Source organism: Acidimicrobiales bacterium (assembly GCA_036399815.1).
GTDB lineage: Bacteria > Actinomycetota > Acidimicrobiia > Acidimicrobiales > DASWMK01 > DASWMK01.
This window is the reverse complement of sequence record DASWMK010000057.1, coordinates 43,997-66,921: the sequence shown is the minus strand read 5'-3', so window position 1 is coordinate 66,921 and position 22,925 is coordinate 43,997. Positions and strand designations below refer to the sequence as shown.

23 protein-coding genes and 1 tRNA gene are annotated in these 22,925 nt (G+C 76.2%); 10 read left to right on the top strand and 14 right to left on the bottom strand.

Annotated features, from left to right (window positions below; translation table 11 throughout):
- The coding region (locus tag VGB14_04565) for a M14 family zinc carboxypeptidase (protein HEX9992181.1) at positions 1 to 514 on the bottom strand (514 nt) is incomplete at its 3' end.
- Positions 515 to 538: 24 nt separating this feature from the next.
- Here VGB14_04565 and VGB14_04560 point away from each other — a divergent pair.
- Complete coding sequence (locus tag VGB14_04560; GenBank protein ID HEX9992180.1) at positions 539 to 1,276, top strand: phosphoglyceromutase; 738 nt, start codon at positions 539 to 541, stop codon at positions 1,274 to 1,276.
- Between the two features lie 14 nt (positions 1,277 to 1,290).
- Here VGB14_04560 and VGB14_04555 read toward each other — a convergent pair whose 3' ends face one another.
- The 3 genes from VGB14_04555 to VGB14_04545 all read right to left on the bottom strand — a co-directional run bounded on the left by VGB14_04555 (position 1,291) and on the right by VGB14_04545 (position 6,205).
- The gene (locus tag VGB14_04555; protein ID HEX9992179.1) at positions 1,291 to 3,966 is read right to left on the bottom strand and encodes a cation:proton antiporter; all 2,676 of its coding nucleotides are present in this window, start codon (positions 3,964 to 3,966) and stop codon (positions 1,291 to 1,293) included.
- 106 nt (positions 3,967 to 4,072) lie between these two features.
- Positions 4,073 to 5,632, bottom strand: coding sequence for an ammonium transporter (locus VGB14_04550; protein HEX9992178.1), 1,560 nt, complete (start codon positions 5,630 to 5,632; stop codon positions 4,073 to 4,075).
- 45 nt (positions 5,633 to 5,677) lie between these two features.
- The gene (locus VGB14_04545; protein HEX9992177.1) at positions 5,678 to 6,205 is read right to left on the bottom strand and encodes a winged helix-turn-helix domain-containing protein; all 528 of its coding nucleotides are present in this window, start codon (positions 6,203 to 6,205) and stop codon (positions 5,678 to 5,680) included.
- Positions 6,206 to 6,281: 76 nt separating this feature from the next.
- Between VGB14_04545 and VGB14_04540 the strand changes: the two genes are divergently transcribed.
- The 6 genes from VGB14_04540 (at position 6,282) to VGB14_04515 (ending at position 12,243) form a co-directional block, all read left to right on the top strand.
- Positions 6,282 to 6,704 carry a cyclic nucleotide-binding domain-containing protein gene (locus VGB14_04540; GenBank protein HEX9992176.1) on the top strand — a complete coding sequence of 141 codons (423 nt, stop codon included), beginning with the start codon at positions 6,282 to 6,284 and terminating at the stop codon, positions 6,702 to 6,704.
- A gap of 61 nt (positions 6,705 to 6,765) precedes the next feature.
- Positions 6,766 to 8,979 (top strand): heterodisulfide reductase-related iron-sulfur binding cluster, encoded by a 2,214-nt coding sequence (locus VGB14_04535; GenBank protein ID HEX9992175.1) that lies wholly within the window; start codon positions 6,766 to 6,768, stop codon positions 8,977 to 8,979.
- A 28-nt stretch (positions 8,980 to 9,007) separates the two neighbouring features.
- On the top strand, positions 9,008 to 9,439 hold the full coding sequence (locus tag VGB14_04530) for a response regulator (GenBank protein HEX9992174.1): 432 nt from the start codon (positions 9,008 to 9,010) through the stop codon (positions 9,437 to 9,439).
- A gap of 9 nt (positions 9,440 to 9,448) precedes the next feature.
- Entirely contained in the window at positions 9,449 to 10,099 is a 651-nt protein-coding gene (locus VGB14_04525; protein HEX9992173.1) for a dihydrofolate reductase family protein, read from the top strand.
- A 54-nt stretch (positions 10,100 to 10,153) separates the two neighbouring features.
- Complete coding sequence (locus tag VGB14_04520) at positions 10,154 to 12,154, top strand: acyltransferase family protein (GenBank protein HEX9992172.1); 2,001 nt, start codon at positions 10,154 to 10,156, stop codon at positions 12,152 to 12,154.
- A gap of 18 nt (positions 12,155 to 12,172) precedes the next feature.
- A tRNA-Gly gene (locus tag VGB14_04515) sits at positions 12,173 to 12,243 on the top strand.
- Here the strand turns inward: VGB14_04515 and VGB14_04510 are convergent.
- Complete coding sequence (locus VGB14_04510; GenBank protein ID HEX9992171.1) at positions 12,235 to 13,380, bottom strand: serine hydrolase domain-containing protein; 1,146 nt, start codon at positions 13,378 to 13,380, stop codon at positions 12,235 to 12,237. The two genes, VGB14_04515 and VGB14_04510, sit on opposite strands and share 9 nt — an antisense overlap.
- Before the next feature lie 77 nt (positions 13,381 to 13,457).
- Here VGB14_04510 and VGB14_04505 point away from each other — a divergent pair, with 77 nt between their 5' ends.
- Positions 13,458 to 14,219, top strand: a complete 762-nt coding sequence (locus tag VGB14_04505; GenBank protein HEX9992170.1) for an SDR family oxidoreductase — start codon at positions 13,458 to 13,460, stop codon at positions 14,217 to 14,219.
- Here the strand turns inward: VGB14_04505 and VGB14_04500 are convergent.
- The 5 genes from VGB14_04500 to VGB14_04480 all read right to left on the bottom strand — a co-directional run bounded on the left by VGB14_04500 (position 14,204) and on the right by VGB14_04480 (position 18,418).
- A complete protein-coding gene (locus VGB14_04500; GenBank protein HEX9992169.1) occupies positions 14,204 to 14,566 on the bottom strand; it encodes a hypothetical protein in 363 nt (120 codons plus the stop codon). The two genes, VGB14_04505 and VGB14_04500, sit on opposite strands and share 16 nt — an antisense overlap.
- A 10-nt stretch (positions 14,567 to 14,576) precedes the next feature.
- Positions 14,577 to 15,401: a hypothetical protein gene (locus VGB14_04495; protein HEX9992168.1), complete on the bottom strand. Its 825-nt coding sequence runs from the start codon at positions 15,399 to 15,401 to the stop codon at positions 14,577 to 14,579.
- A gap of 80 nt (positions 15,402 to 15,481) precedes the next feature.
- On the bottom strand, positions 15,482 to 16,825 hold the full coding sequence (locus VGB14_04490; protein ID HEX9992167.1) for a D-alanyl-D-alanine carboxypeptidase family protein: 1,344 nt from the start codon (positions 16,823 to 16,825) through the stop codon (positions 15,482 to 15,484).
- Between the two features lie 152 nt (positions 16,826 to 16,977).
- The gene (locus VGB14_04485; protein HEX9992166.1) at positions 16,978 to 17,652 is read right to left on the bottom strand and encodes a DsbA family protein; all 675 of its coding nucleotides are present in this window, start codon (positions 17,650 to 17,652) and stop codon (positions 16,978 to 16,980) included.
- A gap of 1 nt (position 17,653) precedes the next feature.
- Positions 17,654 to 18,418: an SDR family oxidoreductase gene (locus VGB14_04480; protein ID HEX9992165.1), complete on the bottom strand. Its 765-nt coding sequence runs from the start codon at positions 18,416 to 18,418 to the stop codon at positions 17,654 to 17,656.
- A gap of 82 nt (positions 18,419 to 18,500) precedes the next feature.
- Here VGB14_04480 and VGB14_04475 point away from each other — a divergent pair, with 82 nt between their 5' ends.
- Entirely contained in the window at positions 18,501 to 19,211 is a 711-nt protein-coding gene (locus VGB14_04475) for a response regulator transcription factor (GenBank protein ID HEX9992164.1), read from the top strand.
- On the top strand, positions 19,208 to 20,416 hold the full coding sequence (locus tag VGB14_04470; protein ID HEX9992163.1) for a HAMP domain-containing sensor histidine kinase: 1,209 nt from the start codon (positions 19,208 to 19,210) through the stop codon (positions 20,414 to 20,416). The genes VGB14_04475 and VGB14_04470 overlap by 4 nt, the downstream gene beginning before the upstream one ends.
- 29 nt (positions 20,417 to 20,445) lie before the next feature.
- Here the strand turns inward: VGB14_04470 and VGB14_04465 are convergent, their stop codons facing one another.
- The 4 genes from VGB14_04465 to VGB14_04450 all read right to left on the bottom strand — a co-directional run bounded on the left by VGB14_04465 (position 20,446) and on the right by VGB14_04450 (position 22,894).
- Entirely contained in the window at positions 20,446 to 20,676 is a 231-nt protein-coding gene (locus tag VGB14_04465; protein HEX9992162.1) for a hypothetical protein, read from the bottom strand.
- Positions 20,663 to 21,556, bottom strand: a complete 894-nt coding sequence (locus VGB14_04460) for a DMT family transporter (protein HEX9992161.1) — start codon at positions 21,554 to 21,556, stop codon at positions 20,663 to 20,665. The genes VGB14_04465 and VGB14_04460 overlap by 14 nt, the downstream gene beginning before the upstream one ends.
- Positions 21,557 to 21,763: 207 nt before the next feature.
- Positions 21,764 to 22,471 carry a hypothetical protein gene (locus VGB14_04455; protein HEX9992160.1) on the bottom strand — a complete coding sequence of 236 codons (708 nt, stop codon included), beginning with the start codon at positions 22,469 to 22,471 and terminating at the stop codon, positions 21,764 to 21,766.
- Between the two features lie 36 nt (positions 22,472 to 22,507).
- Positions 22,508 to 22,894, bottom strand: a complete 387-nt coding sequence (locus tag VGB14_04450) for a hypothetical protein (GenBank protein HEX9992159.1) — start codon at positions 22,892 to 22,894, stop codon at positions 22,508 to 22,510.
- Positions 22,895 to 22,925 lie beyond the last annotated feature (31 nt).

Below are 22,925 nucleotides of genomic sequence, written 5' to 3'. Positions count from 1 at the left end.
GATGGGCCACCCAGGTCCCGTTGGGGTCGGGCACCCGCATGGTGAGGATGCGGCCGTCGCCGTCGACGTCCTCGGGCACGAGGCCGTCGACCGGGTCGACGAGCGGCCACCGCCGGGTGCTCGAGCGCAGGAACCGGGGCCGCTCGGCCGTGGCCAGCTCGGCGCCGTCGGGGTTGATCCGGGGCAGCACGTAGAACGTCCTCGTGTCGAGCGCCCTCGTCACCCGCTCGTCCTCGCCGTAGCGGGTGACGAGGTGGTGGACGAGGTGGAGGGCGGCCTCGGTGCCGGCCAGCTCGGTGGCGTGGATGCCGCCGTCCACCCAGAGCGCCGGCTTCTCGGCCGCCGGCCCGGTGGTCGTATTCGTCACCGTGGCGAGCCAGATCTCGCGGCCCTCGTGGGACCGGCCCGCGCTCGTCACCTCCACGAGGTCGGGCCGGGCCTCGGCCCAGCCCTGGAGCAGGGCGGTGAGGTCGTCGTAGCGGTGCCAGCGGTCGAAGGTGAGCTCGGCGGTCACGGGGGGAACCTACCGTTGGTGCCGATGACCACCCTCGTCCTCCTCCGCCACGGGCAGAGCACGTGGAACGCCGAGAACCTGTTCACCGGCTGGTACGACTGCGACCTGACCGAGCGGGGCGAGGCCGAGGCACGCCGGGGCGGCGAGCTGCTGGCCGAGGCGGGCGTGCTCCCCGACGTGGTCCACACGTCCGTCCTCGTCAGGGCGATCCGCACCGCCGACCTCTGCCTGCGGGCCTGCGGCCGCCTCTGGGTGCCGGTGCGGCGCCACTGGCGGCTGAACGAGCGCCACTACGGCGCCCTCCAGGGCCTCGACAAGAAGGCGACCACCGAGCGCTACGGCAAGGAGCAGGTGTTCGCCTGGCGGCGGAGCTACGACGTGCCGCCGCCGCCCGTCGACCCCGGCTCCGAGCACCACCCCGGCCACGACCCCCGCTACCGCGACCTGCCGCCCGACGTGCTGCCGGCGAGCGAGTGCCTGGCCGACGTGGTCGCCCGCATGCTCCCGTACTGGGCCGACGCCGTCGTCCCCGACCTGCGGGCCGGCCGGGTCGTGCTGCTGGCCGCCCACGGCAACAGCCTGCGGGCGCTGGTGAAGCACCTCGACCGCATCCCCGACGACGAGATCGCCGACCTCAACATCCCGACCGGCAACCCGCTCGTGTACCACCTGGACGAGGACCTGCGGCCGGTCGGGTCCGGCTACCTCGACCGGGAGGCGGCCGAGGCCGGCGCCGCCGAGGTGGCGCGCCAGGCCGGCTGACGCCGTCGGGCCGGTCAGCGCCGCCGGAGGAGCCGGGCGGGCCGGCGGCCGGACACGAGGGTGGCGGCGATCGCCGCCCTGGCGGCGTCGTCGAGCTTCTGGCCCCGCCGGTCGGTGAGCTCGAAGCGGGCGGTCGCCCCGCCGGCCGGGTCGACGGCGACCACCGCGCCGTGGACGTCGGCCCCGGCCGCGGTGAGCGCGGCGGCGACGTCGGCGAGCACGCCCAGCCGGTCGGGCGCGGTCACCTCGCAGGCCGTGTACCAGGGCGAGGCGTCGTCGTCGAAGCGGACCTCGGCCCCCGGCACGGGGACGGCCTCCGGTGGGTGGGCCAGCGCGGCCTCGACGGCGGCCACCACGGCGGCGGCGTCGGGCCGGTCCCCCCGCGGGACGGTGAAGCTGTCCACGGCCGAGCCGTCGGGCCACGTCCCGGCCGTCACCCGCGTGGCGTGGTGGCCGAGCGCCGCCAGCGCGCCGGCGGCGGTGGCGAGCAGGCCGGGGAAGTCCCGGGCGGCGACGTCGACCACCCAGCCCGTGCCGTGGTCGGCCACCGCCGCCCGCGCCTCGCCCGGCCGGGGCGGCGGCTCCAGCAGCCGGGCCTGGCGGGCCAGGGCGGCGGCGTCGGTGGCGAGCACGTGGGCCCTGGGCGCGGCCGCCAGCCGGGCCGCCACCCCGGCGTCGCCGTTCACCAGGCGGGCCACCTCGGCCCGGCGGCGGCCGACGAGGTTGCGCGCCGCCCGGCCGGTCAGCTCGGGGTGGGCCAGCGCCGCCTGCACGGCGTCGTGCGCGTCCCGGAGGCGGGCGGCCTCCAGCCGGTCGTCCCCCGCGACGGCGAGCGCGAGCAGGAACAGGGCCCGGGCCCGCTCGGGCGTGTCGAGGTGGGCGGCGAGCGGGAGGACGACGTCCTCGGTCGGGCCCCTGGCCGCCGCCGACCGCAGCAGGCCCGTGGCCGCGACGAGGAGGGCCAGCTCCTGCTCGGCGACGGCGCCCACGTCCAGGCGGTGGGCCAGGCGGCGGGCCAGCGCCACCGGCGGCTCGTCGCCGGCCGCCTCGACGAGCAGCGCGGCGAGCAGCAGCCACTCGGGGTGCGCCAGGCGGGCGTACTCGGCGGCCGCGTGACGGTCGTCGGCGACGCGGTCGTGCAGCGCCTCGACCACCCGCCACCGCAGGGCGCCGGCCGGGTCGAGGTCGAAGGGATCGGCCCGGCGGCGGCGGACGGCCTCGGCCAGCTCGGGCAGCGCCCGGTCGAGCACGCCGGTCGTCTCGAGGAACCGCCACGAGCGGGGCGTGCCCTCCCGCAGGACCCGGAGGAGGGCGGCCGTCGCCCGGCGGTCCCAGCGCAGCGGGGCGCCGGCGGCCTCGCCCAGCCAGTCGAGGAGCGCGGGGCCGGGGGCGGCGTCGCGCACGGCCACCGCGGCGTCGAGCGCGAGGTCGAGCGCCCGGTGGGCCGGGGGACGCCCGCCGGCCAGGTCCACGACCCCGCCCGCGGTCCGCAGCCAGCCGCCCGCCGGCTCCGGTCCGGCGGCGGCCGGGGCGGGCACCGTCGCCCGCAGGCGCCGGAGGCGGGCGCGGAGGAGGGGCGGCGTCGCCAGGGTCGTGGCCAGCACGACGAGGAGCAGCCCGGCGTACAGGTCCTGGTCGAGCACGCCGTCCCGCAGCCCGATCGCCGCGAAGATCAGCCCCACCTCGCCCCTCGGGACCATGGCCAGGCCGACGAGCAGCCGGTCCCCGGCCGAGCCCCGCATCGCCCACCCCGACGCCACCTTGCCGGCGACGGCGACGGCGACGAGCACGCCGGCGGTGGCCAGCACGGCCGGGCGGGCGAAGGCGGCGACCTCGGTCTCGATGCCGATCTGGAGGAAGAACACGGGCACGAGCAGGTGGCCGACCGGCGCCAGCTCCCGCCCGATGCGGTCGGCCTGGCGGCTGCGCCCGAGCGCCAGCCCGGCGACGAACGCGCCGACGATGGGCGCGAGCCGGGCGACCGACGCCAGCTCGGCCACGGCCAGGGTGAACGCGAGCGCGAGCGCCACCATCGTCCCCGCCGAGCGGGCCACCCGGTCGACCCGGTCGAACAGCGGCGGGGCCAGCCGCAGCCCGGCCGCCCCGGCGACGACGAGGAAGGCGAGGGCGGCGGCGACGAGGGCGGCCACCGAGCCGGCCGACACCGACCCCTCGGTCACGGCCCGGACGACGACGGTGAGGAGGACGAGGCCGATCACGTCGTCGGCCACGGCCGCGCCGAGCACGGTCCTCGCCTCGGGGGTCGCCAGCGCCCGCAGGTCGGCGAAGACCCGGGCGGTGATGCCGACGCTGGTCGCCGTCAGCGCCGCCCCGGTGAACAGGGCCGCCGAGCCCCCCTCCCCCATGGCGGCGACGGCGCCGTAGCCGAGGGCGAACGGCAGGGCCACGCCGACGCCGGCCACCGACAGCGAGCGGCCCCCGACCGCGCCCAGCTCGGCCGGGTCGGTCTGGAGGCCGACCTCGAGCAGGAGGAGGATCACGCCCAGCTCGGCCAGCACGGCGAGCACGTCGCTCGGCTCGACCAGCCCGAGGACCGACGGGCCGACGACGAGGCCGGCCAGGATCTCCCCGACCACGGCCGGCACGCCGAGCCGCTCCGCCCCCTCGGCCGCCAGCTTGGCGGCGAGGAGGACGGCGAGGATGTCGGCGAGGGCGGCCCCGGTGCTCACCGGCCCCGCCGCCGGGGCACCGCCGGGCCCGGGCGCCGGCCGGGGGGACGGCCTCGGCCGAGCGGGTCGGGCGGTGCCCCGGAGAGCGGCGTCGGCGCGGCGGCGGTCACGGCAGGGTGACGACCTCCCGGTCGTCGGGCCTGACGGCCACCGGCCCCGCGGCGGCCGGCTCGCCGAGGACGAACTCCGGGTAGGCGAGCGCGCCCGTCTCGGGCAGGTCGAGCCCGGCGAGCTCGTCGGCCTCGCTCGGCCGGATCCCGCCGGCGGTCAGCGCGTCCTGCACCCGGAAGAACGCGTAGGCGACGAGGCCCATCCCGCAGATCGTGAGCGCGGCGATCGCCTGCGAGGCCAGCTGGCGGAGGCCCAGGCCGACGTCGGTGAGGATGCCCGTGACCCCGGCGGCGTCGGTCGCCGCCCCCGTGGCGGTCAGGTTCCACCCCGCGCCGTAGCGGCCGTTGGCGAAGATGCCGACGCTGAGGACGCCGAGCAGGCCGCCCACGCCGTGGACGGAGATGGCGCCGACCGGGTCGTCGACCTTCAGCCGGCGCTCGACGAACCAGATGGCCTCGATCACGACCACGGCCGCCACCGAGCCGATCACGGCCGCGGCCCACGGGTCCACGAACGCGCACGGGGCGGTGACGGCGACCAGCCCGGCGAGCATGCCGTTGACCATCATCCCGGGGTCGGGCCTGCCGGTCCTGCGCATCACCCAGAACATGCCGACCACCGACCCGAACGCCCCGGCGATGGCGGTGTTGGTGGCGACGACGGCGAACTGCACGTCGGTGGCGGCGAGGGTGGACGCGGCGTTGAAGCCGAACCAGCCGAACAGCAGGATGAACGTGCCGAGCATCGCCATCGGGACGTGGTGGCCGGGGATCGTCCTCGGCATGCCGTCCGGGCCGAACTTGCCGATGCGGGGCCCGAGGACGACCGCGCCCGCCAGGGCGGCCACCCCGCCCATGGCGTGGACCACGCCCGAGCCGGCGAAGTCGACGTAGCCGAACCCGAGCTCCAGGTTGTTGCCGAGCTGGCTCAGCCAGCCGCCGCCCCAGGTGAACGCCCCGAACAGCGGGTAGTAGACGGCGCCGCAGAACAGGCCCCAGCCGACGAACGAGGTCCACTTCCACCGCTCGGCCATCGCGCCGGTCGGGATCGTCGCCACGGTGTCCATGAAGGCGACCATGTAGAAGAAGAAGCCGGCGACGGCCGCGCCCGTCGGCCCGGACAGGTCGGTCAGCGCGAACCCGCCCTTCCACACGAACACCCAGTCGCCGATGGCAAACAGGCGGTCCCCGACCGGGTGGGCATAGCCGAAGTCGTAGCCCGGCAGCACGTAGCTGTAGCCGCCGAACATCAGGCCGTAGCCGACGAGGAAGAAGGCGACGAACCCCAGGCCGAAGACGGCGAAGTTCGTGCTCATGACGTGGGCGGCGTGCTTGGCCCGGCAGAACCCGGTCTCGACCAGGGCGAACCCGGCCTGCATGAACACCACGAGGATGGCCCCGAGCACGATCCACAGGAGGTTCACCTGCTGGCCGAGCGCGGTGGCCGCCTCCTCGGGGGCGCCGGTCCCCGTCTGGGCCCCGGCCGGAGCGGCCAGGACGAGCGCGGCGGCCACCGCGAGCGCGGCGCCGGCGATGGAACGGCGGAGAGGTCGCATGCCCGGACGGTACGGACGGCCGGTTTCGCGTCGGTGTGCCCGCCGTTACGCGTCGCGCACGGCTCGCTGTCGCCCGTCTGACCGACCGTCGCACGCCTCCAGCAGGTAGCCGCGGGAGCGCACGGTGCGGATGGCGAGGCCGAGCGGCGGCAGCCGGCGGCGCAGGCGCAGCACGTGCACGTCGAGGGCGTTGCGGCCCGGCGCGCCGGACGGCCAGCCGGCCCGGGCCAGCGCCTCGCGGCTCACGACCGCGCCCCGGCGGGCGACGAGCGCGGCGGCCAGGCGGGCCTCGACCGGTGGCAGCGGCACCAGGGCCGAGCGGTGGCGGAGCACGCCGTCCTCGTCCACGACCGGCACGGGCTCGCCGTGGGCCGACGTGCGCCGGCGGATGCCGTCGAGGCGGGCGGCCACGTCGCCGTCGTCGGCCGGGAGCCGGACCCAGTCCTCCCGGCAGCTGGTCGGCACCGGCGGGGGCGCGCCCGGCTCCACGAGCACGAGGCGGGGGCGGTCGGCGGCCCGCAGTCGCTCGAGGTCGGCGCCCTGCGACGGCCAGCGCACCTTGGCGACGTCCATCGCTCCCGACCGTAGGCACGGCGCGTTTCGGCGGGGTTTCCTGCCCGTGAACGGCGCCAGTCCCTACACTCCTTCGGTGCCCAGAGCTGCCTACCTCGAGCACCTCGCGCAGGTGCCGCTGTTCCGGTCCCTGTCCAAGCGCGACCTCCAGCGGGTGGCCAGGGCCGCCGACGAGCTCCAGGTCGAGCCCGGCCGCGTGCTCATGGAGCAGGGCCAGGTCGGCCGGGAGTGCTTCGTGATCGTCGACGGCACGGCCACCGTGCGCCGCAACGGCCGCCGGGTCGCCACGCTCGGCCCCGGCGATGCCGCCGGCGAGCTGTCCCTGCTCGACCACGGGCCCCGCACGGCCACCGTCGTCGCCGACGGGGCGATGACCGTGCTGGTCATCGGGGCCCGCGAGTTCTCGGGGCTGCTGGACGAGGTGCCGACCGTGGCGAGGAAGCTCCTGACCAGCCTCGCCGCCCGCGTGCGGGAGCTGGACGCCAAGGCCTTCGCCTGACCCCGGACGGCGCCAGGGGGTTCGTTCCGGGCGACGGCCCGGGAGTAGTTTCCGCGGCGACATGAACGGCACCAGGGTCCGCGCCCGCCACGTCGCCATCGCCATCGGGGCGCTGGTCACGATCGTCACCGTCGGCTCGTACGCGACGGCGTCGCTCTTCGGGTTCCACGACGACTCGCCGGTCAGCCGGCGGACCTTCGGCAACGTCCCGGACGTCGTCGAAGCCGTCTTCTACACCCTGACCGCGCTCCTCCTCGTCTACGGGACCGTCCAGTTCGCCAACCGCGTCCGCAACTGGGAGCGGGGCAAGCCCGACCGCCGGGACACGACGGCCGCCAACGTCAAGCGCCGGCTGGGCGACTTCCGGGCCGGGGTCTACATGCAGACCGTCCTCCGCGACCCCGCCGCCGGCGTCATGCACTCGCTGATCTACTTCAGCTTCCTCGTGCTGTTGGCCGTCACCACGGTGCTCGAGATCGACCACCAGATGCCGGAGTCGGCCAAGTTCCTGCACGGCGACGTGTACCGGGCCTACTCGTTCGTGGCCGACACGGCCGGGGTGCTGTTCCTCGTCGGCGTGGTGTGGGCGCTCGTCCGCCGCTACGGCCCCTGGCGCCCGTACCGGATCCGCATCAAGTCCAAGCCCGAGCACGCGCTGATCCTCCTCGTGTTCCTCGGCATCGGGGTGACCGGCTTCGGGGCCGAGGCGTTCCGCATCGCCCTCGGCGACCGCCAGGAGTGGGAGCGGTGGTCGTGGGTCGGCTACCCCCTGTCCGGCCTCGTGGACGGGGCCGACCACCTGAGCGGCTGGCACCAGGGCTGGTGGATCGTCCACGCCCTGTTCTTCCTGGCCTTCCTCGCCATCCTCCCGGTCACGATGCTGCGGCACATGTTCACCTCGCCGCTCAACCTCTACCTGCGGGACCGGGAGCGGCCCAAGGGCGCCATGAAGCCGCTGCCCAACCTGATGGAGACCGAGCTCGAGACGTTCGGCGCGTCGGCCGTCGAGGACTTCACCTGGAAGCAGCTGCTCGACACCGACGCCTGCACCATGTGCGGCCGGTGCACGGCGTCCTGCCCGGCCCACCTGACCGGCAAGTCGCTCGACCCGCGCGAGATCGTCCTCAAGGTGGGCGAGACCATGGCGCTCACGGGCACGCCGCCCGTGTCGCCGCCCCTCGGCGTCGACGGCGACATCACGGTGTCGGCGAGCAACGTGTTCGAGCGGATCACGCCCGAGGAGATCTGGGCCTGCACGTCGTGCAAGGCCTGCGACGAGGCCTGCCCGGTCGGCATCGAGATCCTCGACAAGATCCTCGACATGCGGCGCTACCTGTCGCTCATGGAGTCCAACTTCCCGACCGAGCTGGGCGCCGCCTACCGGTCGATGGAGAACTCCTCGAACCCGTGGGGGATGAGCCAGGGCGAGCGGGCCGACTGGGCGAGGGGCCTCGACGGCGTCCGCGTCGTCGACGGCTCGGCGCCCCTCGACGCCGAGTACCTCTACTTCGTCGGCTGCGCCGGCTCCTTCGACGACAAGAACCGGCGGGTCACGCGGGCCATGGCCAAGCTGATGCAGCGGGCCGGCGTGGACTTCGCCGTCCTCGGTCCCTCCGAGCTGTGCTCGGGGGACCCGGCCAGGCGCTCGGGCAACGAGTACCTGTACCAGATGCTCGCCATGCAGAACGTCGAGACGTTCGAGGGCATGGGGGTGAGGAAGATCGTCGCCCAGTGCCCGCACTGCTTCAACACGCTGGCCAACGAGTACCCCCAGCTGGGCGGGCGCTACGAGGTGATCCACCACAGCCAGCTGCTCGACCAGCTGATCACCTCCGGCCGCCTCGACCTGAGCGGCGCCTCGCTCGCCGAGCGCATCGTGTACCACGACTCCTGCTACCTCGGCCGCCACAACGACGTGTACCTGGCCCCCCGGCGGGTGATCGCCTCGCTCGGCGGGGTCGAGGTCGTCGAGGCGCCCCGCAACGCCAACAAGGGCCTCTGCTGCGGGGCCGGCGGGGCCAGGATGTGGATGGAGGAGACGCTCGGCAAGCGGGTCAACGACGCCCGCTCGGAGGAGCTCATCGCCACCGGCGCCGGCCGCATCGCTACCGCCTGCCCGTTCTGCTACATCATGATCGACGACGGTGTGAAGGGCGCCGGCAAGGACGACGACGAGGTGAAGGTGGCGGACATCGCCATCCACGTCCTCGACGCCCTCCAGGCCGGCGACGGGAGACGCCAGGGGGCGGCCGTTGCTCCGACGGTCCAGGACTGAGCGGGGGGCGCCGGGCGGCCCGGCCCGCGTGCTGGTCGTCCAGGACGACCAGGACGCGCTGGAGCTGCTGCGCCGACTCCTCGAGCGGGCCGGCTACGACGTGCTGACCGCGCCGTCCCACGACCGGGCCATGGCCGTCGCCGCCGCCGAACACCCCGACGTCGCCGTGCTCGACCTGGGCGCGAGCGGGGCCAACCTCAAGCTGCTCGACGCCATCCGCCACTCCCGGGACTCGGCCGTGCAGTCCGTGCGGGTCGTGCTGCTGGCCCGCCAGGGGAGCAACCCGATGTTCTCGTGGCAGTCGGGGATCGACGGCTTCCTCGACCGCCCCTTCCACGCCGACGCGCTGCTGGAGGAGGTCTGGTCGGTGCTGGCCCGGTCGGACGCCGACCGGCCCCGGCACCGCCGGGAGCAGCAGGAGAAGGCCAGGGTCGAGGGCCGCCGCCGGGCCAGCGACTGAGCGGTCGACATGGGCACCCTCGTCGTCACCGAGTTCACGACCCTCGACGGCGTCGCCCAGGCGCCGGGAGGGCCCGACGAGGACCGCGAGGGCGGCTTCGCGTACGGCGGCTGGCAGGCGCCCCTGGTCGACGAGGCGTCGGGCCGCGTCATGCTCGAGCGGGCCGCGGCGATGGACGCTCTGCTGCTCGGGCGGAGGACCTACGAGCTGTTCGCCGGCTACTGGCCGGACGCGCCGCAGGAGATCCCGTTCACCGGCCTGCTCAACGCCGTGCCGAAGTACGTCGCCAGCCGGACCCTCGCCGAGCCGCTCCGGTGGCAGGGCTCCACCCTGCTCACCGGCGAGCTGGCGGCGAGCGTCGCGGCGCTGAAGGAGCGCCACCGCGAGGTCCACGTGATCGGCAGCCTCGACCTCGTGCGATCGCTCCTCGGCGCCGGGCTCGTCGACCGGCTCGACCTGTGGATCTACCCGCTCGTGCTCGGGGCCGGCAAGCGCGCCTTCGGGGACGCCACCGTGCCCGCCGCCCTCCGCCTCGTCGAGTCGGTCACGTTCCCGAACGGCACCCTGCACGTGACCTACGAGACGGCCGGGGCGCCGGCCGTCGGCGACCTCGCCGCCGGGGAGGACGAGGTCGAGCGCCTGAAGCGCATCGCCGACTAGCGCCCCGGCGCCGGGACCGACTGGGGGGCGCGCCGGCGGACAGGATGGGGGCCGATGGCCGCCGTGGTCGGTGACGCCCCCGCCGCCGTCGGCCCCGGGACGCGGCGACCGGCCCTCGACGGCCTGCGGGGCGTGGCCGTCGCCGCCGTGCTCGCCTTCCACGGCGGCATGCCGTGGGCCGAGGGCGGGTTCCTCGGCGTCGACGTCTTCTTCGTGCTGAGCGGCTACCTGATCACGACCCTCCTGCTCGACGAGGGCTCGGCCACGGGCGGCCTGCGCCTCGGCCGGTTCTGGCGGTACCGGGCCGCCCGCCTGCTCCCGCCGCTCCTGGCCGTCGTGGCCGCCACCGTCGCCCTCCGCCTCGGCGCCGGCGACCGCACCGACGCCGCCCTGCGGGGCGACGGGCTCGGAGCGCTGGCCTACGTGGCCAACTGGCGGTTCGTGGCCGGGGCGGCGAGCTACTTCGGGGAGGCGGCGCCGCCGTCGCCGCTGCTGCACACCTGGTCGCTGGCCGTCGAGGAGCAGTTCTACCTGGTGTGGCCGCTCGTGGTCGGGCTGGCCCTGCGGTGGCGGCGGCCGCTCGTCGCCCTCGCCGCCGTCGCCGGCCTCGGCGCGGCCGGCTCGACCGTCCTCATGGCCGCGCTGCACCGCCCGCTCACCGACCCGAGCCGGGTGTACCTCGGCACCGACACCCACGCCACCGGCCTGCTGGTCGGCGCCCTGCTCGCCGTCGGCCTGGCCCGCCGGGGCGGGCGGCCGGTGCCGGGGGCCGGCGTCGCCGGCGTGGCCGGGGCGGCCGTGCTGGCCTGGATGACGGTCGCCGTCGACGGCGGGCGGGCCGACCTGTACGAGGGCGGGCTCCTCGCCGCCGCCCTCGCCGCTGGGACGGTCGTGGCCGCGGTCGAGCTCGCCCCCGGCGCCGCGGTCGGTCGGGCGCTGTCGGCCCGGCCGCTCGTCGCCCTCGGCCGCATCTCCTACGGCGTGTACCTGTGGCACTGGCCGCTGTTCCTCGCCCTGAACGGCGCCCGCACCGGGCTGACCGGGTGGCCGCTGCTGGCCGTGCGGTCGCTCGTGACCGTCGCCGTCGCCGCCGCCTCCCACCGCCTCCTGGAGCTGCCGGTGCGGGCCCGGCGCGACCGCTCGCCCCGCCTGGCGCTCGGCCTGGCCGGCGCCGTCGCCGTCACCGCCGTGGTGGTCGTGGTGGCCACCGTCGGCGGGCCGGCCGCCGCCCCGGTCGTCGCCGCCGCACCCCCGCCCCCGACGACGGCCCCGCCGTCGACCACCGCGCCGGCCCCTCCGGGCACCGCCGGCGCCGCCAAGGCCGCGGCCGTCACCGTCGCCTCGACGACGACGTCGACCCGCCCGCCGCCCGTCGGCGACGTGAAGGTCCTGCTCGTCGGCGACTCGGTGGCGATGACGATGGCCCAGGGCCTGCCCGACGTGAGCGGGTACGGCGTCGACCTCGTGTCCGAGGCCCGCCTCGGCTGCGGGATCGTGCGGGGCGGGCCGTACCGGTACTTCGGCGCCGAGAAGGAGCAGCTCCCGGAGTGCGAGACCTGGCCAGAGACGTGGGCGGGCTGGATCGCCACCCACGACCCCGACGTGGTCGCCGTGCTCGTCGGCCGGTGGGAGGTGATGGAGCGGGTGCACGACGGCGAGTGGGCCCACGTCGGCCAGCCGGCCTTCGACGCCTACCTGCTGGAGGAGCTCGAGACGATGGTGGCGGTGACGACGGCCAGGGGCGCCCGCGTCGCCCTGCTCACCGCCCCCTACTACCGCCGGGGCGAGCGGCCCGACGGCGGGATCTTCCCGGAGGACGAGCCGGCCAGGGTCGACGCCTGGAACCGGCTCGTGCGGGAGGTGGCCGCCCGCCACCCCGGGTCGGTCACGCTCGTGGAGTTCGGCGCCCACGTCACGCCGGGCACGGAGTACGTGCGCGACGTCGACGGCGTGCGGGTCCGCTCCGACGGCGTGCACGTCACGGTGAGCGGCGCCCACTGGATCGCGCCGTGGCTGTTCCCCCGGCTCGCCGCGATCGGGCGGGGGACGGGCTGACTAAGCTGAGCGCTCCTCGCGGGTGTAGTTCAGCGGCAGAACATCAGCTTCCCAAGCTGAGAACGCGGGTTCGATTCCCGTCACCCGCTCTCGTCGAAGGCGGCGTAGGCGGCCGTGACGTAGGCGTCGGTGCGGTCGCTGCCGACGAGGCCGGGGCCCATCCGGTTCATCACGTAGCCGATCGTCAGGCGGCGCTCGAGGTCCATGACGATCCACGAGCCGCCCCACCCGCCCCAGTAGCAGATCCTCCCCTCGGGGACGAAGGGGATGGTCTCGGGGGTCGGCAGGCCGAAGCCCAGGCCGAAGCGGATCGGCAGGCCGAGCACGAGGTCCACGCCGTACGACTGCACCTCGAAGATGCGGTCGATCGTCGCCGCCGACAGCAGCCGCACCCCGCCGGCCTCGCCGCCGAGCGACACCACCCGCATGACGTCGAGGACGCCGCGGGCGTTGGTGTGCCCGTTGGCGGCGCCGATGTCGGCGCCCCGCCAGCCGGGCGTGTTGGCCCACCCCGCGTCGGGGAGCGGGCCGGTGAACGTGCGCACCACCGGGCTCATCGGGTCGAGGACGGCGAGGTCCACGGGCAGCGGCGGCGGGGGCACGACGGGGGCGATGCGGTCCCAGTCCTCCTCCTTCGCCCCGATCTGGAAGTCGGCCGACAGCGGCCCGGCCAGCTCCTCGGCCACGTACTGCTTGAGCGACCGCCCGTCGATGCGGCGCAGCACCTCGCCGAGCAGGTGCCCCTGGTTCAGGGCGTGGTAGCCCGAGGCCGTCCCCGGCTCCCACCACGGGGCCTGGGCGGCCAGCCGGGCGACGGCGCCGTCCCAGTCGTACACGTCCTCGATCGTCAGCGGCGAGTCCCACCCGGAGAGGCCCGAGGTGTGGGACATCACCTGCCGGACGGTGATCCCCTCCTTGCCGTTGGCGGCGAACTCCGGCCAGTAGCGGGCGACCGGTGCGTCGACGTCGAGCCGGCCCTGCTCGACCAGGGTCAGCATGGCCAGGTTGGTGACCGGCTTCGTGGTCGACCAGACGGTGACGATCGTGTCGCGGGTCCACGGGGTCGTCCGCGCCTCGTCCCTCCAGCCGCCCCAGAGGTCGACGACGGTCTCGCCGTCGACGTCGACGGCGACCGACGCGCCGAGCTCCTCGGCGTCCAGCTGCTGCGCGAGCGTCGCCCGGACACGCTCGAACTGCGGGTCACACGTGCCGTCGACGTCCGCCATCCCCACCCTCCGGCTCCAGCGCCATGTCGCCTGGATCAGAGCACATCCTCGGCGGCGGGGGTTAGCCTCCCTGCTCCGTGATCGACCTCTCCGGCTCCGCCGCGCTCGTCACCGGCGGGTCCCGGGGGATCGGTCGGGCCGTCTGCGCCCGGCTCGCCTCGCTGGGGGCCCGGGTGGCCGTCCACCACCGCTCGGGCGAGGACGCCGCCCGGGAGACCCTCGCCCTGCTGGCCGGCGACGGCCATCTCGTCGTCCAGGCCGACCTCGCCGACCCCGAGGGCGTGCGGCGGATGGTGGACGAGGCCGCCGATGGGCTCGGCGGCCTCGACATCCTCGTCAACAACGCCGCCGTCTACGAGGAGCACCGCATCGCCGAGGTGTCCTACGAGGACTGGCAGCGGGCCTGGCGGACCGTGATCGACACCAACCTCGTCGGGACGGCCAACGTCACCTGGTGCGCGGTGCAGCACCTGCTCCGCCGGGGCGGTGGCCGCATCGTCAACGTGTCCTCACGGGGCGCCTTCCGGGGAGAGCCCGACCACCCCGCCTACGGCGCCAGCAAGGCCGGGCTGAACAGCATGGGCCAGTCGCTGGCCGTGGCCCTCGCCCCCCACGGCATCACGGTGACGACGGTGGCGCCCGGGTTCGTGGCCACCGACATGGCGGCGTCGATCCTCGAGGGGCCGGAGGGCGACGCCGTCCGCGCCCAGAGCCCGCTCGGCCGGGTGGCCACCCCCGACGAGGTGGCGGCCGTCGTCGCCTTCCTGGCCTCGCCCGAGGCCGTGTTCACCACCGGCACCGTCGTCGACGTGAACGGCGCCTCCTACCTGCGGACGTAGGCCGGGGCGCCCAGCCCGGCCACGGCCAGGAGGGCCAGGGCGGGCACGAAGACGACCCCGATCGACAGCCCGGTCACGGCCACGAAGGCGGCGACGAGCGCGACCGCCCCCAGGTGGACGGCCCCGGCCCGGGACGAGCGGGCGCCGGCGAGGTCGACCGCCGTCAGCACGACGGGGGCGGCGGCCCAGGCCACCACGCCGGGCCCCTCGTCCCCGGCCAGCGCCACGCCCACCCCGGCGGCGGCCACGGCGGCGGCGGCCAGCGCGGCGGCCACGAGCGCCGGCCGGGGCCGCCCCCCGCCCCGCACGACCGCCAGCGCGGCCAGGCCGAGGGCGAGGAGCGGCACCGCCAGCACGTCAGATCCAGCCGTGCGTCCGGTGGAACGACAGCATCTCGTTGCAGCCGCCCCACTTGTAGGCGTTCCACTGCATCCAGTACGACCCGTCCTTCTGGCCCTTCACGACGGTGACGTCGTACTCGTTGTAGGTCGCCGGGTACGGGTAGCAGAACGGCGTGTTGTGGAACAGGCCGTAGACGATCGTCGTGGCGCCGTCGCAGTAGCGGTAGGCGCTGACCGAGTAGTCGTCACGCACCCAGCCGGAGGGCGTGTACCAGCCCCAGTGGCCGATGTGGTCCCAGCTGTTGGTCACGCACGACCAGTCGTAGGACCAGCGGATGTCCGCCTGCACGCTCGTCACGTCGATGCCGATCGGGTCCTCGTAGTACGTCATGTGGAAGGCGCCGGCGCTGGCCCGCGTCGACGGCCCCACCTCGCCGGCCGGCACGGCCTCGCGGGACACGACGCGGCCGTCCGCCCCGCCCACCGAGCCGGCCGGGGCCAGCCCCCGCTCGACCCGCAGCCGGCAGGCCGACAGGTCGTGCCCGATCTCCCGCTCGACGACCACCATCCCGGCCGGCACGGCCCCGGGCCGCACCCGCTCGGTGCCGCCGTAGCGGCAGCCGCCGTCCACGGCCCGGCCCCGGTAGGTCACGACCGTCGGCGACGCCAGCGCCGTCGAGTACGTCCGCAACACCCAGGCCCCGTCCCGGACGACCGTCGAGGCGGCCGAGCGGGCGAGGACCGTCGGGCCCGTCGGCGCCGCCGCGCCGACCTCGGGGACGGCCACCAGCGGGGCCGCCAGGACGAGGGCGATCAGCCCCCACCGCCGAAAGCGCTGCATGTCCCCCACCTTTCGTCGCGTCCCGCCCGCCGCGGGATCGTACGACGGGACGTGCGGGCGCGACTACCCCATGTGGTGGGTCAGTTGCCGTTCACCGACCAGTGCCACGGCTCGCTCGGCAGGTTGAAGAAGCCGTAGGTCGAGGCGTGCGCGGCCAGCCACTGGAAGGCCGGGCTGCTGTGCGACGAGATCACCGACCCGCCGTAGGTGAAGTCGATGGCGAGGCCCTGCTCGTGCATCGACGTGCCCGGGATGGCCGTCGGCGGCGAGCACTGCGAGGCCGGCATCTGGTAGATGGCGTAGTAGCTGGTGCCGCAGTGGGCCCGGCGCAGGGCGATCTGCTGGGCGGGGTCGCGGTAGCCGCCGCCCGACAGGACGATGCCGTCGGCCTCGGCCGCGGCCAGCATGGCCGACAGCTGGCCGGCGATGGACGACGCCACCACGATCCCCCGGACGTTGGACAGGCCCGGCGACACGAAGGTGGGCGGGTCCGGCTCGGGCGGCGGCGGGGGCGGCGGGGCCGTCGTCGGCGGGGGCGGCGGCGAGGTGGTGGCGGGCGCGGCCGGCGCGCTCGTGGCCGGGGCCGACGGGGCCGGCGCCTGCTGCTGTTGCTGCTGCGCGGCCTGGGCGGCCGCCTGGCGCTGGGCCGCGGCCTGCGCCGCCGCCTGCTCCTGGGCCCGGCGCTGGGCCTCGGCGGCCCGCAGCTGGGCGGCGATCTCGGCCTCGCGGCGGGCGATCTGGTCGGACAGCTGCCGGTCCAGGCTGGCCAGGGCGGCGGCCTCGGACAGGTTGTGGTCGATGCGCTGCTGCACGGCCTGCATCAGCTGGGCCTGCTCGTCCCTCGCCGCCTGGAGCTCGACCAGCTGGTCCTCGACGGCCGCCTGCCGGGCCTCGGCCTCGGCCGCGGCGTCCTCGGCCCGCTGCCGCTGGCGCTCGAGGTCCTCCCTGGCGGCCTCCATGCGGTCGAGCAGGTCGGTGTACTGGCCGGCCCGGACGTCGAGCAGGGCCTGGCGGACCATGGCCTGGTCGGCCGAGTCCGACGAGAGCGCGATCAGGTCGTCCTCCGACGGCGGCTGGACGTAGGCCCGCACGGCCAGCTCCCGGAGCGACCCCTCCAGCTCGACCAGCTGCTGCTCGGCCCGGGCCTCCTCGGCGCGCGCCACCTCGAGCTCCCGGTGGGCCTCGTCGGCGGCCCGGCGGGCGTCGGCGACGAGCGCCTCCTGGTCCCGCACGTTGGCGGTCAGCCCGCCGAGCGCGGCGCTCACCTCGGCCTCGCTGGCCTCGAGCGTGTCGAGCTGGGAGGCCAGCTGCGACCGCTGCGAGCGGACCCGGTCCCGCTGCGCGCGCGCGTCGGACAGGGAGTCGCCGGCACGGGCCGGCAGCGCGCCCAGGAGGACGGCCGCGCCGATGAGGATGGCCACCACGACCCGATGGGCCGGGGGCGTCAGGAGCCGATGCACACCCTGCCTCGCTGATGGTCCGGGACGGCACCGCAGGGAAGGTGACCGTCAGGGTCACGAGACAGTAACACATTCGTCACCCACGGCCGTGGACGGCCGCGAGCGACCCCCGGCGCTCAGCCGGCGGCGGTCGTCAGCAGCCGCTCGTACACGCTCGGATCGTCGGCATCGACCACGGGGAACCCTTCCCCGTACCCGCCCTCCCAATGCATCTCCACCCCGGGGTTGAAGGCGTCGGAGCCGTCGGGGAGGAACAGGTGCGGGCTGCCCTGCACCCCGGCGTCGGCCGCGGCCCGGTGTTGGTCGATGACGGCCCGGGTCCCGCGCCCGTCGTCGAGCCCGCCGGCCAGGGCGTCCACGTCGACCCCGTCGCAGCTCCCGGCCACGTCGAGGACCACCGACCGGATGGCGACGCACCGGCTGTCGGCGAACATGGCCAGGCGCAGGGCGAGGTCGAGCGCCTCGGCCGCCGCCGGCCCCTGCTCGGCCGCCACCTGCACGGCGGCCAGCGCCGGCAGCACGGTGACCGGCCACTCCCACGGCGGCGCCTGCCAGACCTGGAGCCCGGCGTCCGGGGCCAGGTTGCCGACCACCGGCACCTCGGCCTGGAGCGTCGACCACGGCGTGGGCCGCTCGTTCGCCAGCTCGAGGGCGAAGGCCCGGTGCTCGAAGGTCACCCGACCCTCGAGGCCGAGCCGGCGCCGGGTGGCGTGCAGGCGGAGCACGGCGAGCGTGGCCCACGGGCAGGCCACGTCGCCCCACACGACGATCGTCCCGGGGGCGACGTCCACCTCAGCCGGCCTCGTTCCGCACGGCCGCCATGAGGAGGAGCCCGCCGTCGACCACGTAGGACGACCCGGTGACGTAGGACGAGCCCTCGCCGGCCAGGAACGCGATCACCTCCGCCACTTCCCTGGCGTGGCCCGGCCGCTTGGCCGGGATGCCGGGGCGGTCCTCGGTGTGGGGGTCGACGTCGTGCTGGCCGGTCATCGGCGTGGAGATCTCGCCGGGGGCGACGGCGTTCACCGTGATCCCGTGCTCGGCCAGCTCCAGGGCCATCACCTTGGTGAGGAGGCCGAGGCCGCCCTTCGCCGCGCAGTAGGCCGAGGACCCGGGCAGGGGCACGTGCTCGTGCACGGACGTGACGTTCACGATGCGGCCGCCCTTGCCGGCCGCGACCATGCGCTGCGCCGCCCGCTGGGCGAGCAGGAACGGCGCCGTCAGGTCGACCTCCAGCACGTGGCGCCAGCCGTCGAGGTCCTGGTCGAGGAACGGGCTCGACGACCCGGTGCCGGCGTTGTTCACGAGCACGTCGAGGCCGCCGAGGGCGTCGGCCAGGTCGTCCACGACCGACTCGGGGCCGGGCATCGAGGACAGGTCGACGTGGCGGACCTCGGCCCGCCGGCCCAGCTCCTGCACCTCGGCGGCGGCGCCCTTGGCACCGGCCTCGTCGGTGTGCCAGGTGATGCCGACGTCGAAGCCGTCCTGGGCCAGGCGCACCGCGGTGGCCTTGCCGATGCCGGAGTCCGAGCCGGTGACGATCGCGACGCGAGCCATGGGCCCGGCCTACCCCTTACGAGGGACGGAACTACCGGCCGGCGGCCCGGCCCCGGGCCGTCCGCGTCCGTAGGGTGGGACGGTGGCCAGGGTGCTGATCGTCGACGACGACCGGACGGTCGCCGACGTCGTCCGCCGCTACCTCGAGCGCGAGGGGTTTGCCGTGCAGGCCGTCCACGACGGCCGGCGGGCACTGGAGGCGGCCGCCCTCGACCGCCCCGACCTCGTCGTGCTCGACCTCATGCTCCCCGGCATCGACGGCATCGAGGTGTGCCGCCGGCTGCGGGCCATGGGCCCGATCCCGATCGTCATGCTGACGGCGCGGGGCGACGAGGCCGACCGGGTGACCGGCCTCGAGCTCGGCGCCGACGACTACGTGGCCAAGCCGTTCTCGCCCAGGGAGCTCACGGCCAGGGTGAAGTCCGTGCTCCGCCGGGCCCAGGCGCCGCCGCCCGAGCGGCCGCCGGCCGGGCCCGAGGTGCTCGTCGCCGGCGACCTCGAGGTGGACGTGGCCGCCCGGGAGGTGCGCAGGGCCGGGGCGCCGGTGGCCCTCACCACCCGGGAGTTCGAGCTGCTGGTGTTCTTCCTGCGCCACCCCCGCACGGCCTTCCGCCGGGAGGAGCTGCTCGAGCAGGTGTGGGGCTACACCTACGGCGACACGTCGACGGTGACCGTCCACGTCCGCCGGCTGCGGGAGAAGGTGGAGGACGACCCGTCCCGGCCGTCGCTGATCGCGACGGTGTGGGGGGTCGGCTACCGCTGCGACGCGGGGCGGGTGGGAGCGGCGAGATGACGCGGTGGGCGCCGGTGGCCACGGCGGCCGCCGGGGCCGTGCTCGTCGTCGCCGTCGCGGTGGCGACCGGGCTGCCGGCGGGCGACGCCGTGGCGCTCGTGGTCCTCACCGTCGGCTGGGCCGCGGTGGCCGGCGTGGCCGGGGCCGCCGCGCTGTGGGCCCTGCGCCGGCGGTCCCTCGCCGAGCAGGTCGCCGTCGTCGCCCTGACCGGGGTGGCGGCCGTGGCCGCCGGGACGACCGCGGCCGCCCAGGCGATGTACGTCTCGGCCCACGACCTGGCGGCGCTGCGGGTCATCCTGGCCGCCGGCGGGACGGCCGGCGTGCTGTGCGCGGTCGTGCTCGGCCGCCGCGTCGGGGCCGCCAGCCGCCGGCTCGGGGCCACCGCCCGCCGCATCGGCGACGGCGACGGCGCCGGCGCCGCCGGGGACCGCCCCGCCCCCCGGGAGCTGGCCGACCTGGCCGCCGAGCTCGACGCCATGTCGGCCCGGCTCGACGCCTCCCGGGCCTCGGAGCGGGCCATGGAGCGGTCCCGCCGCGAGCTCGTCGCCTGGGTGTCCCACGACCTGCGCACGCCCCTCGCCGCCATCCGGGCCGTCACCGAGGCGCTGGAGGACGGCGTGGTCACCGACGAGGCCACCGTCCACCGCTACCACCGCACCCTGCGGGAGGAGGCCGACCGGCTCGCCGCCCTCGTCGACGACCTGTTCGAGCTGAGCCGCATCCAGGCCGGCGCCCTGCGGCTGGAGATGAAGCGGGCGGCGCTGGCCGACGTCGTCTCCGACGCCGTCGCCGCCGCCGGGCCGGTGGCCGAGGCCAAGGGCGTCCGCCTGGAGGGCCACCTCGACGGGCGGGCGGTCGAGGTGGAGCTGTCGACCCCGGAGGTCCTGCGGGCGCTGCGCAACCTGCTCGAGAACGCCATCCGCCACACGCCGGCCGACGGGACCGTCTGGGTCGAGGCCGGGGTGGAGCGGGACCGGGCCTACGTGGCCGTCGCCGACAGCTGCGGCGGGATCGCCGACGAGGACCTCGGCCGGGTGTTCGAGGTGGCCTTCCGGGGCGAAGCCGCCCGCACGCCGGGCGACGGCCGGGCCGGGCTCGGGCTGGCCATCGCCAAGGGGCTGGTCGAGGCCCACGACGGCGAGATCGACGTCGCCAACGCCGGCCCCGGGTGCCGGTTCACGGTGCGCCTGCCGCTGCCCGCCTGACGGCCGCGGCGACGGCGCCGGCCGGTCCTCTAGTCGACGAGGAGGCTGGCCAGGGCCCAGACGGCGGCGACGGCGCCGAGGGCGGCCATGGCGACGGTGCGGGCCAGCGGCGCGCTGGCCAGGTCGCCCTCGCTCCGGCCCTCGGGCGGGCGCACGAGGGCGAGCACGTTGCCGACGGCCAGCGCCCCGCCGAGGGCCAGCACCAGCCAGGCCAGCAGGTCCTGGCCGAGGAACAGGGGCGCGTCGTCAGCGAGCAGCACCGGCGACCTCCGGGGAGGGGACGGGGGCGCCGGCCCTGGCCACGAGGCCGCCGGCGACGAGGATCAGGGCGCCGCCGGCCACCGTCGCCGGATGGGGCGACTCGGACAGCAGCAGCCAGCCGAACAGCACGGCGCTGACCGGCTCGAGGTAGGCGAGGATGCCGACCGACGTGGCCGGCAGCCGGGCCAGGGCGCCGAGGTAGACGGCCACGGCCGCGCCGCTGTGGACGACGCCCAGCACGACCAGCCACAGCCACGTCCCGCGCGGCGGGCCCCAGTCGGCGACGGCCGCCACCGGCAGCAGGGCGACGCCGGCGACGGCCATCTCGAGGAACGCCAGCCGCACGCCGCCGTACCCCTCCGAGAGGGGCTTCGACAGGATCGTCAGCACGGCGAGCGAGGCGCCGGCGACCACGGCGAGGGCCACGCCGGCCGGGCCGTCGCCCGGTCCCCCGCCGCCGCCCGGCAGGACCACCAGCGCCATGCCGGCGACGCCGAGGCCGAGGGCCACGACCGTCGTCCTCGGCACGACCTCGCCGAGCGTGCTCGGGGCGGCCGCCGCCACCAGCACCGGCGAGAGGTAGGTGAGGAGCAGGACGGTGCCGATCGGGGCCCGCTGGAGGGCCTCGACGAGGGCCACCCAGTGGCCGGCCAGCACGACGCCGGCGACGACGGTGCGGCCGGGGCGGTGGGCGAGCAGCCGGGCGCCGGGCACGTCCCGGACGGCCAGCCACACGCCGAGGGCGGCGGCGGCCAGCCACACCCGGCCGGCGACGATGGCGACGGCGGGCAGGTCGACCTCCCGGACGAGGACGCCGACGGTGCCCCACAGGGTGGCGACGAGGGCCACCGTGAGGGCCGGGCCGGGGCGTCGTCGCACGGTCGGAGGCTACGTCGGGAAGTTCCGCTCAAGACCGGGCCGGGCACCGCCGATCACTGAGAGTGCCGGTGTGTCTCGCCCACCACCGGCCCAGGGGATCGGGAGCGGAGGTCGCTACTCCCTCCACACGCATCGCCACCAGCCTCTCACCAGAGGGTGCTGGCGCCTATGTGGCCTCCGCTCCTCCCCACCCGCCCACCCCGGCGGTCAGCCGGGGACGAGGAAGTCCTCGCTGGTGGGAGCGGAGATGTCGGTCGCCGTGGTCACGTCGGTGGCCTCCGGCCTGGCCACCTCGGTGCGGGTCGGCGCCCCGGTCGCCGGGTCGAAGCAGAACGTCGACCGCGTCCCGTACGGCGGGGCCGGCTGCCACACCCGCAAGCGCAGCCGGAAGCACCCGTCGGCCACCGATTCGACCGCGTAGCGTGGTGACACGCCCGTCACCAGTCGGCGGACGGCGGCCACCTCCGCCGCCACCTGGTCGGGCCACGGCGGCGCCGGGCCGGCGTCCGCGCACGGCACCGGGTCGCCCTCGACCTCGGCGCAGGCCACCTGGCGGCCGGCCAGCCGGCCGGTCACCGTGCCGCCCTGGCGGAGCAGGCGGTCGGGCGGGCGCTGGGCCAGCACCGACTCGGCCGACATCGCCTGGCCGCCGGCCAGGCGCCGCTCGAAGGTCGACCGGACGACGAAGGTGCCGGACGCGGCGCGCTCCCAGGCGGCGAGGAACGGCGCCACCGCGTCGTCCCCCGACCCGGCCGGCGTCACCGCCGCCGACGTGGGCGGTCCCGGCACGCCGGCGGCCGGCGCCGCGTCCCGTCCCACGAGCCCCACCGTCGCCGTGGCGGCCGCGGCGAGCAGGCCCACGGCGGCGACGGGCCACCACGGGGCGCGCCGCGCCGGCGCCACTCCCTCGTCCACGGTGTCCCTGTCGGCCGGCGGGCCGGCCCGTGCAGGTCAGGTCGCGTAGAACCCGCGGCGGGGCTTGCTGATCCGCCCCCGGCGGTGCAGGAAGTTCAGCGTCGAGGCCACGACCTGGCGGTCGGGCTCGCTGCGCCCGGCCGCCCGCAGCGCGTCCAGCACGTCGCTGATCGACATCAGCCGCTTGCCCGAGCGCAGCACGTGCTCGATGGCCTCGGTGCGGTCGACCCGGCGGAGGTCGGGGGAGAGCCCGCTCGCCACCCTGGCGGTGGCCTCCTCACGGTCGGCGGCGTCCCGGACGGCCCGGCCGAGCGCTGCCCGCTGGGCCCGCAGCCCGGCCAGCTCCGCCTGGAGCCTGACGAGCTCGGTGCTGCGGCTGTCGATGCGGTCGTCGAGATCGGCCAGCTCCTCGTCGAGGCTCACGATTCGAACGGTAGAACGGAAACCAACCAAA

Coding starts and splice junctions, on each gene's coding strand:
- VGB14_04560 (HEX9992180.1), top strand. CDS start 539: ATGACCACCCTCGTCCTCCTCCGCCACGGGCAGAGCACGTGGAACGCC.
- VGB14_04550 (HEX9992178.1), bottom strand. CDS start 5,632: ATGCGACCTCTCCGCCGTTCCATCGCCGGCGCCGCGCTCGCGGTGGCC.
- VGB14_04545 (HEX9992177.1), bottom strand. CDS start 6,205: ATGGACGTCGCCAAGGTGCGCTGGCCGTCGCAGGGCGCCGACCTCGAG.
- VGB14_04535 (HEX9992175.1), top strand. CDS start 6,766: ATGAACGGCACCAGGGTCCGCGCCCGCCACGTCGCCATCGCCATCGGG.
- VGB14_04525 (HEX9992173.1), top strand. CDS start 9,449: ATGGGCACCCTCGTCGTCACCGAGTTCACGACCCTCGACGGCGTCGCC.
- VGB14_04520 (HEX9992172.1), top strand. CDS start 10,154: ATGGCCGCCGTGGTCGGTGACGCCCCCGCCGCCGTCGGCCCCGGGACG.
- VGB14_04510 (HEX9992171.1), bottom strand. CDS start 13,380: ATGGCGGACGTCGACGGCACGTGTGACCCGCAGTTCGAGCGTGTCCGG.
- VGB14_04495 (HEX9992168.1), bottom strand. CDS start 15,401: ATGCAGCGCTTTCGGCGGTGGGGGCTGATCGCCCTCGTCCTGGCGGCC.
- VGB14_04480 (HEX9992165.1), bottom strand. CDS start 18,418: ATGGCTCGCGTCGCGATCGTCACCGGCTCGGACTCCGGCATCGGCAAG.
- VGB14_04470 (HEX9992163.1), top strand. CDS start 19,208: ATGACGCGGTGGGCGCCGGTGGCCACGGCGGCCGCCGGGGCCGTGCTC.